Here is a 13,557-nt window from a genome sequence, read left to right on the forward strand (position 1 = left end):
CGACTTCCCGGTCTGCGGCGGCTCCAGACCCCGCCGATGAGTCGGATAACAAGTGGCTAACTCCTGAGATCCGGTGGCGCCATGGTGCGGCGCCACGTGATTCCGGGGCCGAGCATCCGTCACAGGCATGTTTCTCCTGAGTTGGCCACAACGCAGAACGGGCCGGCCTCGGGAGAGGCCGGCCCGTTCACAGTGGAACTAACGTGCAGATGCTACCGAGCGACTAGCCCTGCGCGCGGCGCGGGGCCGAGCGACGAGCGCCGCCGGTGGCACCGGCGCCGCGCACGAGGCCCCCGACCTGGAGGCCGCCGGAGCGACCACCCTGGGCCGGACGGCTCTGGGCGTTGCCCGATCCCTGGCTGCGACCGGATGCCGCGGGGCGGCCCGAGCGCTCCTGGCGCGCTCCGCCGGCGGGTGCCACTGCGTCGCTGCCGCGGTGTCCGCGGTTGCCACGTGCTCCACCGGCGCGGGCGCCGGAGTCACGGGAGCCGGAGTCGCGCTCATCGCGGTTGACGCGCTTGCGCTGGGCGTTGGCGCCCTGCGAGCGGCCGCCCTGGGACTGGCCGTGCCGCTGCTCCACGCGGGGGAGCGGCTTGACGTACGCTGCGACGTCGCCGACGAGGGCGTCCACGGCGGGGGAGGACGCGGTCACGCGCTGCGGGGTCACCTTGATGGCGGCCTTGCGCAGCAGCGCGTCGGTGTCGCGGCGCTGTTCGGGAAGAACCAGAGTCACGACGTCGCCGGCGCTGCCGGCGCGGGCGGTCCGGCCCGAGCGGTGCAGGTACGCCTTGTGCTCGGCCGGCGGATCGACGTGGATGACGAGTTCGATGTCGTCGACGTGCACGCCGCGGGCGGCGACATCCGTGGCGACGAGAACCTTCACGTCGCCGGCGCTGAACGAGGCGAGGTTGCGGTCACGGGCCACCTGTGAAAGGTTGCCGTGCAGGTCGACGGAGGGGATCCCGGCGTCGGTGAGCGACTTGGCGAGCTTCTTGGCCTGGTGCTTGGTGCGCATGAAGAGGATGCGGCGGCCGGAACCGCTCGCGAGCTTCTCGACGAGCGCCTTCTTCGATTCGACGCCGTCGATCTCGAAGACGTGGTGCGTCATCGCGGAGACGTGGCTGTTGGCCTCGTCGACCGAGTGCATGACCTCGTTGTGCAGGAAACGGCGCACGATCTTGTCCACCCCGTTGTCGAGCGTGGCCGAGAACAGCAGGCGCTGGCCGCTGCTGGGCGTCTTGTCCATGATGCGCGTGACGACGGGCAGGAAGCCCAGGTCCGCCATGTGGTCGGCCTCGTCGAGCACGGTGATCTCGACGGCGTCCAGGCTGATGAAGCCCTGCTTCATGAGGTCCTCGAGGCGACCCGGGCAGGCCACGACGATGTCGACGCCGGCCTTGAGTGCGGAAACCTGGCGGCCCTGCGAGACGCCACCGAAGATCGTGGTTGTGTTGAGGCCGTACGCCTCGGCCAGCGGCGTGAGCGCGTTGGTGATCTGCGTGGCCAGCTCGCGGGTCGGGGCGAGGATGAGGCCGAGCGGGCGGCCCGGACGACGTCGGCCGCCGGCGAGCTTGCCGCCGAGGCGTGACACCATGGGCAGTGCGAACGCGAGGGTCTTGCCGGAGCCGGTCTTGCCGCGGCCGAGCACGTCGCGGCCGTTGAGGGTGTCGGGCAGCGTGTCCACCTGGATCGGGAACGGGCTGTCGATGCCCTGCTCGGTCAGGATGGCAACGAGAGGGGCCGGCACGCCAAGCGCGCTAAAGGAAGTTTCAGACAAAATGGTGCCTTTCGGGCATCAGATTCCTCGGGCATCCGTTCCGCACGGGCGGCAACTCGGAGCCTCAGAGGTTTCACATGGCGAAGGTGCCGATGGGCACATCCGTTCGCCGTAAGAAGGTTTAATTCGAAAAATCGGGCCGGCCCTGGTGGGCTGCCGCAATAAGAAGAGGCGTTCTACGACGCAGCGAGCGCAACTGCACACCCGCAAGATTCCATTCTAGCGGATGCTGTCAAGCCCTAGGGTCGAACGCCCGCCCGACGGGAGCCGTGGGGTGGCGCTCCGCACCGGGGGTCAGCTCGCCGACGGGCACCTCCGCGGCCACGGTATTGCCGGCCTGGGGCAGCGGACAGGCCCACATCGGGTCGTACGCGCAGGACGGGTTGTAGGCGAAGTTGAAGTCGAGGATGATGCTGTCGTCGTCGGCCCCGGCGCCCAGGTCGGCGCCCTTGACCGTGTCGAGCAGGTATCGACCGCCGCCGTAGGTTCCGCCGGGCTTGCCGGCCAGACCGTCGCGCACAGGCAGAAAGAGCCCGCCGCCGTAGCTGGAGAGCCGCCACAGGTCGATTGGTCCCAGGTAGGGCAAACGCACGGTGCCGACGAGGTCGAACTGCACCTTCCCGTCGGTGCCGGTGTCAACCGAGATGCGCATCGGATGTTCCGCGCGGTGCACCTCGGCCTCGAACCGCCAGTCGGGGTCGTAGGCGGCGACCGGCAGCCCGGTGAAGCCGGCCCGGTCGTCGGGCATCAACGGCGACGCCGAATGCCCGCCGAACAGGTCGTCCCTGCCGCTCCGCCACAGTTCGTGGCCGGCGGCCGGGTCGTGCGCGCTGAGCTGGCGCACGCCGCCGTACAGCCCGAACACGCGCCGACGCCAGTCGGCCACCTGCAGGGCGCCGAGGGTGGTGCTCACGAGCTCGCGCCGGACTCATCGACGCCGAGGTCGAGGCTCCAGTTCGGCGCGAGGCGTTTGAGCTGGTGCAGCCGCCACTGCCAGAGCGCCCAGAAAACGGGCCAGCTGGCCAGGGTGAGCGCGCCGGTGCGGAAGATCAGCTGGTCTCGAAAAAGCGTCTTGCCGGTGCCGGCCGGGTCGGGAGACACGGCCATCCGGTGGTCCCAGAGGGTGACCGAGGCGAGCGGCCCCGATACCCCGCGGCCGGTGTCACGCAGGATGCGCACGCCATCCTTCCGGGTGGTCGCCATGGTCAGGCGGATCACCTGGTCGCCCATCGGCACCAGGCCGAGCGCAGTCAAGCTGACCGGATGCTCACCCGGCTCCCAGATGGTGGGGAAGCCATCCATCTCGAGCGATTCGACGCTCACCACGGGCGAACTTACCTCGCGGAACACGGCAGGACTCCGCAGGGCGCGCCAGGCGGCATCGGGGGAGCAGTCGAGGATCTCTTTCAGAAGAACACGCATGACCCCAGTCTGTGGTGCTGGGGCATGCAGTACAACTAAGAGGGTGGCAATTCGATACTGGCTGGGCGTTGCCTCACGCGAACACGTGCTGCGCGCCGTCGCGGTGGGGCTCGTGCAGGCCAGCCACGGGGCCCGGGTGGCGCTCGAGCAGATGGGCGAGTCCGACGGGGTGGTCTACTATTCCCCGAAGACGGACATCGACGGCGACACGCTGCGCGAGTTCACCGCGATCGGTCGCATCGCCCCCGGAATCGTGCATCAAGGCGAGTCCGCCGCCCCGAGCTCGTACCGCCCGTGGCGACGTCACATCGATTACGAAACGGATGTCGTGGCCGCCTCCATTCGCCCGCTCCTGTCGGTGCTCGAGTTCACCCGCAGCAACCCCGACTGGGGCTACCAGCTGCGCCGGGGGCTGCTCGAGATCTCCCGGCACGACTTCGAGGTGATCCGGCGGCAGATGCGCCGGGAGTAGCGCTGGTACCAGCCGTTCTTCGCCGATGATGCCGAGGCGACCCGTTTCCGCGGCGATTGTGGGTGGGATCGGCGATTTTCGAGGACGTGCCGCCGGGTGCGGCGCCGGGGTGAGGCGCATCCGTTCGGTACACTGAGGGCATGACTGGCGAGTTCTGGTGGGTGCCCTCGGCCGTCGTTTTCGGTGGGGCGGCAGCGGTCGTCGTGGTGATCGTGATGATCATGCGGCGCCGGGTCCGCGCGCGCGCGCGCGTCGACCTCGCTCTGGCCGCGGAGCGCACCCGAGCCGCCGCAATCGCCCTCGTGCGTGCGGATGACCTGATCGAGGTCGCCACCGACGAGCTCGGTTTCGCGGTCGCCCAGTTCGGGGAGAACGCCACCAGCGACTTCGCCGCCGCGCTCGACGCCTCCCGGCGGCAGGTGCGTGACGCGTTCCTGCTGCAGCAGAAGCTCGACGACAGCGTGCCCGACTCCGAGGGTGAGCGTCGCCGCTGGACCGAGGAGATCATCGTGCTCGCCGACGAGGCCGTCAAGCGCCTCGGCGCGGAGACCCGCACTTTCGACTCCCGGCGCGGCGTCGAACGGGATGCCCCGCTGCTGCTTGAGAAATTGCGTCGTCGCCTCGACCGCGTCGCCGACCGCGTCGCGGCCGGCACCGCCAGCCTCTCCCGGCTCAGCCGCACGTATGCCGCGCACGCCCTGGCCCCGATCAGCGGCAACGTCGCCCGCGCCGAGGAGGCCGTCGATGACGCCCGCCGGGCAGCGGATGCCGCGGCCGCCCGTCTCTCCCGCGAAGCCACCGACCCCGTGGGTGACCGGTTGCTCGCGGCCGAGCAGGCCCTGCACCGCGCCGGCACCCTGCTCGACGCGATCGAACAGGGCGAAGACCAGTTGCACGTCGGATTCGCCTCCCTGGCCCGAGCGCTCGACGCGGCGGACGCCGAGCTGGCCGAGGTGCGCGCGCTGCGCGACACCCACGAGGAGACCACGGCCCGCGGCGAACTGAACCGCGTTATTGCGGAGGCCGACCGGGTGGTCGGCGAGCTGCGGCAGCCGTCGCGCTTGAGCGACCCTGCCGCTGACCAGTCCCGACTGCGCACGGCAATGGACGGTCTCGACCTGATCCGTTCCGAGGCCCGCAACCGCCAGTTGCGGCTCGACAACGCCCGTGGCGCGCTGACCGGCGCTCTGTTGGCCGCGCGCAGCCAGATCACCGTGACCCGCGACTTCATCACCGCGCATCCCGGCCGCGTGGGCGCTGTGGCCCGCACCCGCCTCGCGGAGGCCGAACGCAAGCTGAGCCTGGCGGCTTCGGAGGCCGACCCGGTGTCCGCATTGGACACCGCGCGCAGCGCGATGACCCATGCCACGGATGCCGACGCGCTCGCCCGCTTCGACGTCCGGTAGCGCCGCCGCTACCCTTGGGGCGTGAACAAAGACGCGCCCCAACAGAAGTACCAGGTCCGTTTCGATGTCGGCCTGGCCGGGTTCCAGGCTCTGGCCGCCGAGGCCGACGTGGTCATCCTGGCCGACGCTTTGCCGTCGCCCGGCTCCGAGATCGTTCTCCCGACTGCCCTGCACGAGCACCAGGTCATCGCCGCGAGCCTCGCCAATCGCGCGAGCGTGGCCGAATGGGTGCTCGCCCGCCAGGCGGAGAAGGGAGACCGGTTCTCCGTGGCCGTGATCGCCGTGGGCGAGCAACGCCAGGGCGGCGCCCCCCGGTTCGCGGTGGAAGACTTCCTCGCCGCCGGCGCCGTGATCGACGCCCTCGCCGCCCGCGGCATCGACCACTGCTCGCCGGAGGCGGCCGCGGCCGCCGCGGGATTCGCGGGTCTCGCGCGGGCCGTGCGGCACCTGGTCACCGCGTCCGAAACCGCCCAGGCGCTCGTCGCCGAGGGGCGGTCGGCCGACGTGCAGGCTGCGGTAGGTCTCGAGGCCCCGGCAACGCAGGCCCCGGCGAGGCAGGCCCCGGCGACGGATGCCCCGGCGCGCTCCCCGGGAATCTCCCGACTGTGGGAATTCGCCTTTCCGGGCTGAGGTTGCACCTGAAGTGGCCTCTGAGCCGAACCCCTCGTTTCATCCTCACTGTTTGAATCTCACTGAAGGAGCAACTCCCATGAAGGCAGTACTCAACGGCACCATCATCGCCGAAGCACCGCAGGCAGATCTCCTCAAGATCGAGGGCAACTGGTACTTCCCACCGGCGAGCGTGAACTCCGAGTTCCTCGTCGAGAGCCCCACGCAGTACACCTGCTCCTGGAAGGGCGCGTGCCAGTACTTCAGCGTCAAGGACGGCGAGACTCTGCTGCAGGATCGCGCCTTCAGTTACCCGACTCCGCCCTCGGCCTCCTTCGACCGGGTCGGCCAGGACTACAGCAACTACGTCGCCTTCTGGAAAGAAATCCAGGTCTCCGAGTAGCCCGCTCCTGGCCGGACGGCCGGCCCGAGTAATCGGTGGTCGAGCCTGTTGAGACCACAGGGCAGAGCTAGGGCTTCGCCGCCCCCGCAGCCTGTCGCCGGGCGGCGGCCGTGATCTCGCGCCGTGTCCACCGGATCAGGAACCGCTTGTCGAATCCGCGCACGCACAGCCCGCAGGCGAACGCCCGGGTGGGTTGTCGGTAACGGTAGTGCGCGTGGCCGGCCGGGCAGGTGCCGACCCACGGCGCGAGCTCGTCGGCGATCTCGCCGTCGTGCGTGCTCTTGCCGTCATAGCCGAGGTTCCGCGCGATCACCTTCCACTTCGGCCCGTGGCCGGCGCGCGGTCCGGCCAGAGCGTGCGCGACCTCGTGCAGCAGGATCTGGTGCACGTCATCGTCTTCGTAGCGCGCCGCCAGGTAGCGGGACACGGTGATGCGCCGCACGGTGAAGTTGCAGAGCCCCGCTCGCTTCTTCGCGTTGTCGAAGGCGAAGGTCCAGCTGGGATCGAGGTGCAGCGTGATCAACGCGTCCGCCCAGTGCCGCACCCGGTCGAGGTCGGCCATCAGGGTGCCACCGCCACCTGGTAAAGCCGGTCGTCGCCGGAGGAAGGGGTGCCGCGGCCATCCGTATTATTGCTCACGAACCACAGTGTGCCATCGGGCCCCGACACCACATCGCGCAGCCGCCCGAAGCTGTTCCCGAACCAGTCATCGACCTCGCCCGTGGAGGGATCGATGCGCCACAGCCGCTCGCCGCGCAGGGCCGCCATGAAGATGGTGTCGTTCACGATAGCGAGCCCGCTCGGGCTGGCCTCACTGGTGGGCCACTGCTGCTCCGGGTCGAGGTAGCCGGAGTCCGCGCTCTGTCCCCGGCCCTCGACGATCGGCCAGCCGTAGTTGCCGCCCGGGGTGATGAGGTTGAGCTCGTCCCAGGTGTTCTGTCCGAACTCGCTGGCCCAGAGTCGGCCGCTGGAGTCCCAGGCGATCCCCTGCGGGTTGCGGTGGCCGTAGGAGTAGACGAGCGTGCCGAACGGGTTGTCGTCCGGCACGGCGCCGGTCGGCGTCATCCGCAAGATCTTGCCGCCGAGGGAACCCAGGTCCTGGGCGTTCTCGGGGTTCCCGGCGTCGCCGACCGTGGCGTAGAGCAGGCCGTCCGGGCCGAAACCGAGCCGACCGCCGTTGTGGTTACCGGCCTTCGGGATGCCGCCCTGCACCGGTTCGGATGCGCCGAGGGTGTGGCTTCCGACCGTGCCGAGCAGCGGCATCCGTACGATCTTGTTGTCGTCGGCGGACGTGAAGTAGGCGTAGACCCACCCGGTTCCGCCCGGTGCGGCCGGGTCGGCCAGTGCGGCGAGGCCGAGCAGCCCGCCTTCACCGCCCGGGCTCGCCTCGGCGACCCGGCCGGCGTCGCGCAGGCTGCCGTCGGGCAGGAGTTCGCGCATGAGGGTCGTGTCGCGTTCGCTGATCAGGGTGCCGTCGTTCGGCAGGCGCAGGATTGACCAGGGGGCATCCAGCCCGGATGCGACCACGACCGGGGCGTCGACCGGCCGCACCGATGGCCCGGCGGTGCCGGTCGGACCGGGTGCAACGGTGTCGGACGGAACCGGCCGGGCGGGGGTAGAGGTCTCTGCCGCGGGTCCGGGCGCGGTCGCCGTGCACGCGCTGAGCAGCAGGAGCGCGCCCAGGGCCAGCACCCCGGCCGCGCCGCTGCGTGGTGGCATCCGCCCGCTCATCTTCAACCTCCTTCGCACCGGCACGCTCGCCGGCGCTGTGTCCAGCATGCCCCGAATTCCTGCTTCGGGGTGAGTGGCCCCTTCCGTGCATAACTCCTGCAAATCGATGTCCGGATGCAGCCAGCCGGTCAATCGCAGGCCGGCCGGCACCCCGCGGCACCGAGTTGCTACTGCTGCAGGCGGGTCTGTCGCCGCTCGGCAATGAAGGACTCGACGACCGCAACGGCTACGAGCGCGCTCTCGAGGAGGGCGGGCGTGGCGCCGGCCTGCTCCCGCAGCGTCACCGAGGCCGTGAAGTCTGCCAGGGCGGCGTCGAGGTCGCCCTGTTCGAAGTGAACCTTGCCGCGGCTTTCCCGGGCGAACGCCGCGACGGCGCCCCACTCGTGCGTCTCGGACTCGAGCACACAATGGGTCAGCTCGGTCACCGCCTCGTCGAGCTTGCCTCGATACTGCTGCACCTGGGCGCGACGGATGCGACTGAACGCGAGTTCTTCCCGCGACCCGGTGAACCGGGACTGGCGCAGCGCAGTGTTCGCCATGTCCCAGGCCTCGTCCAGGCGTCCGGTCAGCCGCAAGAGCACGACCTTCTCGTTGAGGGCGGACAGACTGCGAAGCTCGCCGAGTTCTTCGAGGCGCAGCTCAGCAGCAGAGAGGTCGACTTTCTCACGCAGGGTGACGGCGTCGTAGCCAATGATGATGGGCAGGGTGTGGTCCTGAGGCGAAGGCGGCACATGCCGCGGAGTAAACTTGGACCCAACCAGCGTAGCCGGGCCGGGCCGGGCCGGTCCCCGATCCGGCCCGATCCACCGGCATCCGCCGCCATCTGCCCCGAGCTGCCGGCATCCGTCGCCCTCGTCGCCCCGCCGCGAGCCGCACACGTGGCCAACTCAGGAGATCCCAGCGCGTGAGTACATAAAGCCGCATGAACACGGATGCCCGCAGCACCTTGGCCCCGGATCTCCTGAGTTGGCCACACATCACCCGGCGCGCGACACCCGGCGCGTGACCCCCGCCGCGCGGCCCCCGGCGTAACCGCGGCTCAGCTGCCGAGTTGGAACACCGTGCGGCCGGGCAGCGGGGACGGGGTGGCCGTCACATCCGTCGTCACCATCGCGGTCGCCATGAAGTGCGTGAGCTCAGCACCCTCGACCACTTTCGACGGATGCGGCCCGCCCGCCAGCAGCCGCGACACCCAGCTCGTGTCGATGGGGGTGTGCGCGGCAACGAAGACGATATTGCCGAACCGGCGCCCCTTGAGCACCTGGGTCTCCGCGAGGGCGAGCACGTGTCCGAAGACGGCTGACAGCGTCGCGGCCTGTGAGCGGGCGAAGGGCAGACCGGGCCCGTCGGCGACGTTCACGACGAGCACCCCGCGCGGCGACAGAAGGGGAGCGGCCAACTCGTAGAACTCGCGGCTGGTCACGTGGGCCGGGGTGCGGGCCCCGGAGAAGATGTCGACGACGACGAGGTCCACCGCGCCGTGCAGCCCGGCCGGCAGCTTGGCCAGCACCTCGCGGGCATCACCGTGCCGCACGCGCAGCTGCGCCCGCTTGTCCCAGGGCAGCTCGCCGCGAACAAAATCGATCAGGTCGCTCTCCAGCTCCACGACCTGCTGGCGGGAGCCCGGCCGGGTCGCCTCCACGTATCGGGGGAGGGTCAGCGCGCCGGCGCCGAGGTGCACGGCGGTGATCGGCTCGCCCACCTCGCCGATCAGGTCGATCACGTGACCGATCCGCTGCACGTATTCGAAGAACAGCTCGCCCGGATCGTCCAGGTTCACGTTCGACTGCGGCGTGCCGTCCACGATCAGGTTGAAGCTGCCCGGGGTGAATCGGTCGGGCTCGATGACAGCATGGTGGCCGCTCAGTTTCAAGGTGATCGACGGATGTTGCGCTACAGGCCTGCTCATCCCTCAAGTCTGCGCCCTCCGCAGTCTGAACCGGAGCGGCCCGAAACCGGGTTATACCTGAGAATTTATGGCACGTCAAGAATTGAGTGGACATGGTGAGCTAACCGGCATATAGTTATTCTTTGCGCTCCCAGACTAAACTCTGCCTTCATATTGCGGTCGGCTTTGCGTGCTCAAGCCACCTTGACGCATACCTCGTTCCAGGATTTCAGAACACCGGAATTTCAGAACTCGAGGGTCTGAGGAGTTCGTACTCGGTATTCCTTACTAACAGTGACTAGACCTGACGGGGTCCACGGAGGTTATTTCCTTGGCTGCTGCGCGCAACGCAACCACCAACTCACCCAAGAACGGACGCGCCGCTGGCCGTCTTTCGTTCGCGAAGATCACCGACAATCTGACTGTTCCGGATCTGCTTGCTTTGCAGACCGAGAGCTTCGATTGGCTCGTCGGTAACGACAACTGGAAACAGCGTGTCGCAGAAGGCCAGGCGGCCGGTCGACAGGACCTGCCGACTCGCACCGGGCTCGACGAGATCTTTGAAGAGATCTCACCCATCGAGGACCTCGGCGAAACGATGCAGCTGTCGTTCACCAACCCGGAGCTCGAGCCGGAGAAGTACACCATTGACGAGTGCAAGGAAAAGGGTAAGACCTACTCCGCACCTCTCTATGTGAACGCTGAGTTCATGAACCACCTCACCGGTGAGATCAAGACCCAGACCGTGTTCATGGGTGACTTCCCGCTGATGACCCCCAAGGGCACCTTCGTGATCAACGGCACGGAGCGTGTCGTCGTATCACAGCTGGTCCGCTCCCCGGGCGTTTACTTCGACCGCCAGCAGGAGAAGACGTCCGACAAGGACATCTACTCCGCTCGCGTCATCCCGAGCCGCGGTGCCTGGCTCGAATTCGAGATCGACAAGCGCGACCAGGTCGGCGTTCGCATCGACCGCAAGCGCAAGCAGTCCGTCACCGTCTTCCTCAAGGCCCTCGGCCTCACGAGCGAAGAGATCCTCGAGGAGTTCAAGGGCTTTGCGTCGATCGAGCTCACCCTGGAGAAGGACAACATCCTCACCAAGGAAGAAGCCCTCAAGGACATCTACCGCAAACTGCGTCCGGGCGAGCAGGTTGCCGCCGAGGCCGCGCGTGCGCTCCTCGACAACTTCTTCTTCAACTCCAAGCGCTACGACCTGGCCAAGGTCGGTCGTTACAAGATCAACCGCAAGCTCGGACTCGAAGCGCCGCTCAGCGACTCCGTGCTGACGCTCAAGGACATCCTGGCCACGATCAAGTACCTGGTTGCGCTGCACGACAACCAGACCACGATCGCCGGAGTCCGCGACGGCAAGCAGACCGACATCCGCATCGACATCGACGACATCGACCACTTCGGCAACCGTCGCATCCGTGCCGTCGGCGAGCTCATCCAGAACCAGGTGCGCACCGGCCTGTCCCGCATGGAGCGCGTCGTTCGCGAGCGCATGACCACGCAGGACATCGAAGCGATCACCCCGCAGACCCTGATCAACGTGCGCCCCGTCGTCGCCGCGATCAAGGAGTTCTTCGGTACCAGCCAGCTGTCGCAGTTCATGGACCAGAACAACCCGCTCGCCGGACTGACGCACAAGCGTCGCCTGTCCGCGCTGGGTCCGGGTGGTCTGTCCCGTGACCGTGCCGGCGTCGAGGTGCGAGACGTTCACCCCTCGCACTACGGCCGCATGTGCCCCATCGAAACCCCGGAAGGCCCGAACATCGGCCTGATCGGTTCGCTCGCCTCGTTCGCGCGGATCAACGCCTTCGGTTTCATTGAGACCCCGTACCGCCGCGTCGTCGATGGCAAAGTCATGAACGACCAGATCGACTACCTCACCGCCAGCGAAGAAGACGAGTTCATCGTCGCCCAGGCGAACGCCCCGCTCACCAAGGACTGGCACTTCGCCGACGCCCGTGTTCTCGCCCGCAAGAAGGGTGGAGAGGTCGACCTCTTCCCCGCGGAAGACATTGGCTACATGGATGTTTCGCCTCGCCAGATGGTGTCCGTCGCCACCTCGCTCATCCCGTTCCTCGAGCACGACGATGCGAACCGCGCCCTCATGGGTGCCAACATGCAGCGTCAGGCCGTCCCGCTCCTGATGAGCGAGAGCCCGCTCGTCGGTACCGGCATGGAGGTCTTTGCGGCCATCGACGCCGGTGACGTGCTCACCGCCGACAAGGCCGGCGTGGTGATGGAGGTTTCGGCCGATGTCGTCACCATCCAGCTCGACGAGGGTGGCACGCAGGAGTACTACCTGCGCAAGTTCGCGCGCTCCAACCAGGGCACGAGCTACAACCACCGCGTCATCGTGCAGGCCGGCGAGCGGATCGAAGTCGGCGAAGTCATCGCCGATGGCCCCGCCACCGAAAACGGAGAACTCGCTCTCGGCAAGAACCTGCTCGTCGCGTTCATGCCGTGGGAAGGCTACAACTTCGAGGACGCGATCATCCTGAGCCAGAACCTGGTCAAGGACGACACCCTCTCGTCGATTCACATCGAGGAATACGAGGTTGACGCTCGCGACACCAAGCTGGGCAAGGAAGAGATCACTCGCGACCTGCCCAACGTGTCGCCTGATCTGCTCGCCGACCTCGACGAACGCGGCATCATCCGGATCGGTGCCGAGGTTCGCCCCGGCGACATCCTCGTCGGCAAGGTCACGCCCAAGGGCGAGACCGAGCTGTCCGCCGAGGAGCGCCTGCTGCGTGCCATCTTCAACGAGAAGAGCCGCGAAGTTCGCGACACGAGCCTCAAGGTTCCCCACGGTGAGCGCGGCACCATCATCGGTGTCAAGGTCTTTGACTCGCAGGACGGCGACGACGAGCTCGGCTCGGGCGTCAACCAGCGCGTCGCGGTCTTCATCGCGCAGAAGCGCAAGATCACCGAGGGTGACAAGCTCGCCGGCCGTCACGGCAACAAGGGTGTCATCTCCCGCATCCTGCCGATCGAGGACATGCCGTTCCTCGCCGACGGAACCCCGGTCGATATCATCCTCAACCCGCTGGGCATCCCGGGCCGCATGAACTTCGGTCAGGTCCTGGAAACCCACCTGGGCTGGATCGCCAAGCAGGGCTGGCAGGTGGAAGGCAAGCCCAAGTGGGCCGGCCGTCTGCCCGAGGCCGCGCACAGCGCAGCTCCGAACACCAAGGTCGCGACCCCGGTATTCGACGGCGCGCTTGAGGTCGAGATCGAGGGTCTCCTCGACTCGACGACCCCGACTCGTGACGGCGACCGCCTGATCGACCGCACCGGTAAGACCCAGTTGTTCGACGGCCGCTCCGGCGAGCCGTTCCCCAACCCGGTTTCCGTGGGCTACATGTACATCCTGAAGCTGCACCACCTTGTCGATGACAAGATCCACGCCCGTTCCACCGGCCCCTACTCCATGATCACGCAGCAGCCGCTGGGTGGTAAGGCGCAGTTCGGCGGACAGCGTTTCGGTGAGATGGAGGTGTGGGCGCTCGAAGCATACGGAGCCGCTTATGCCCTGCAGGAACTCCTGACCATCAAGAGCGATGACATCCTCGGCCGGGTGAAGGTCTACGAGGCCATCGTCAAGGGCGAGAACATTCAGGAGCCGGGTATCCCCGAGAGCTTCAAGGTTCTGATCAAGGAAATGCAGTCGCTGTGCCTGAACGTCGAGGTGCTGTCGAGCGACGGTACCGCCGTCAGCCTGCGCGACACGGATGACGAGGTGTTCCGCGCTGCGGAGGAGCTCGGCATCAACATTTCCACCCGGTTTGAGTCGTCCTCGATCGACGACATCTAGGCCCGGCCGATGACGAACACTTC

At 67.8% G+C, this 13,557-nt stretch carries 13 protein-coding genes; 6 read left to right on the top strand and 7 right to left on the bottom strand.

Annotation, left to right across the window (positions count from 1 at the left end; genetic code table 11):
* Nucleotides 1–223 precede the first annotated feature (223 nt).
* The 3 genes from CXY82_RS15570 to CXY82_RS15580 form a co-directional block, all read right to left on the bottom strand.
* Nucleotides 224–1,777, bottom strand: a complete 1,554-nt coding sequence (locus CXY82_RS15570) for a DEAD/DEAH box helicase (RefSeq protein WP_104171727.1) — start codon at nucleotides 1,775–1,777, stop codon at nucleotides 224–226.
* A gap of 232 nt (nucleotides 1,778–2,009) precedes the next feature.
* Nucleotides 2,010–2,690 (bottom strand): DUF1684 domain-containing protein, encoded by a 681-nt coding sequence (locus CXY82_RS15575; protein ID WP_198412013.1) that lies wholly within the window; start codon nucleotides 2,688–2,690, stop codon nucleotides 2,010–2,012.
* Nucleotides 2,687–3,199, bottom strand: coding sequence for a hypothetical protein (locus tag CXY82_RS15580; RefSeq protein ID WP_104101001.1), 513 nt, complete (start codon nucleotides 3,197–3,199; stop codon nucleotides 2,687–2,689). The genes CXY82_RS15575 and CXY82_RS15580 overlap by 4 nt, the downstream gene beginning before the upstream one ends.
* A 43-nt stretch (nucleotides 3,200–3,242) precedes the next feature.
* Here CXY82_RS15580 and CXY82_RS15585 point away from each other — a divergent pair, with 43 nt between their 5' ends.
* The 4 genes from CXY82_RS15585 (at nucleotide 3,243) to CXY82_RS15600 (ending at nucleotide 6,089) form a co-directional block, all read left to right on the top strand.
* On the top strand, nucleotides 3,243–3,671 hold the full coding sequence (locus CXY82_RS15585; RefSeq protein WP_233194149.1) for an EVE domain-containing protein: 429 nt from the start codon (nucleotides 3,243–3,245) through the stop codon (nucleotides 3,669–3,671).
* A gap of 140 nt (nucleotides 3,672–3,811) precedes the next feature.
* Nucleotides 3,812–5,077 (top strand): hypothetical protein, encoded by a 1,266-nt coding sequence (locus CXY82_RS15590; RefSeq protein WP_104171729.1) that lies wholly within the window; start codon nucleotides 3,812–3,814, stop codon nucleotides 5,075–5,077.
* A 21-nt stretch (nucleotides 5,078–5,098) separates the two neighbouring features.
* Nucleotides 5,099–5,707: a 2-phosphosulfolactate phosphatase gene (locus CXY82_RS15595; protein WP_104171730.1), complete on the top strand. Its 609-nt coding sequence runs from the start codon at nucleotides 5,099–5,101 to the stop codon at nucleotides 5,705–5,707.
* A gap of 79 nt (nucleotides 5,708–5,786) precedes the next feature.
* The gene (locus CXY82_RS15600) at nucleotides 5,787–6,089 is read left to right on the top strand and encodes a DUF427 domain-containing protein (protein ID WP_104171731.1); all 303 of its coding nucleotides are present in this window, start codon (nucleotides 5,787–5,789) and stop codon (nucleotides 6,087–6,089) included.
* Nucleotides 6,090–6,156: 67 nt separating this feature from the next.
* On the opposite strand, the gene CXY82_RS15605 is transcribed toward CXY82_RS15600, so the two are convergent.
* The 3 genes from CXY82_RS15605 to CXY82_RS15615 form a co-directional block, all read right to left on the bottom strand.
* Nucleotides 6,157–6,651, bottom strand: a complete 495-nt coding sequence (locus tag CXY82_RS15605) for a SprT-like domain-containing protein (RefSeq protein WP_104171732.1) — start codon at nucleotides 6,649–6,651, stop codon at nucleotides 6,157–6,159.
* Nucleotides 6,651–7,868 (bottom strand): sorbosone dehydrogenase family protein, encoded by a 1,218-nt coding sequence (locus CXY82_RS15610; protein WP_233199379.1) that lies wholly within the window; start codon nucleotides 7,866–7,868, stop codon nucleotides 6,651–6,653. The genes CXY82_RS15605 and CXY82_RS15610 overlap by 1 nt, the downstream gene beginning before the upstream one ends.
* 119 nt (nucleotides 7,869–7,987) lie before the next feature.
* The gene (locus tag CXY82_RS15615; protein WP_233194147.1) at nucleotides 7,988–8,551 is read right to left on the bottom strand and encodes a hypothetical protein; all 564 of its coding nucleotides are present in this window, start codon (nucleotides 8,549–8,551) and stop codon (nucleotides 7,988–7,990) included.
* Between CXY82_RS15615 and CXY82_RS17425 the strand changes: the two genes are divergently transcribed.
* A complete protein-coding gene (locus CXY82_RS17425; protein ID WP_158252206.1) occupies nucleotides 8,552–8,728 on the top strand; it encodes a hypothetical protein in 177 nt (58 codons plus the stop codon).
* A gap of 131 nt (nucleotides 8,729–8,859) precedes the next feature.
* Here CXY82_RS17425 and CXY82_RS15620 read toward each other — a convergent pair whose 3' ends face one another.
* Nucleotides 8,860–9,729 (bottom strand): spermidine synthase, encoded by an 870-nt coding sequence (locus CXY82_RS15620; protein ID WP_104171734.1) that lies wholly within the window; start codon nucleotides 9,727–9,729, stop codon nucleotides 8,860–8,862.
* Nucleotides 9,730–10,039: 310 nt separating this feature from the next.
* Between CXY82_RS15620 and rpoB the strand changes: the two genes are divergently transcribed.
* On the top strand, nucleotides 10,040–13,534 hold the full coding sequence (gene rpoB / locus CXY82_RS15625; RefSeq protein WP_104100993.1) for a DNA-directed RNA polymerase subunit beta: 3,495 nt from the start codon (nucleotides 10,040–10,042) through the stop codon (nucleotides 13,532–13,534).
* Nucleotides 13,535–13,557 lie beyond the last annotated feature (23 nt).

It is taken from the genome of Cryobacterium sp. M23, assembly GCF_002929655.1.
GTDB lineage: Bacteria > Actinomycetota > Actinomycetes > Actinomycetales > Microbacteriaceae > Cryobacterium > Cryobacterium sandaracinum.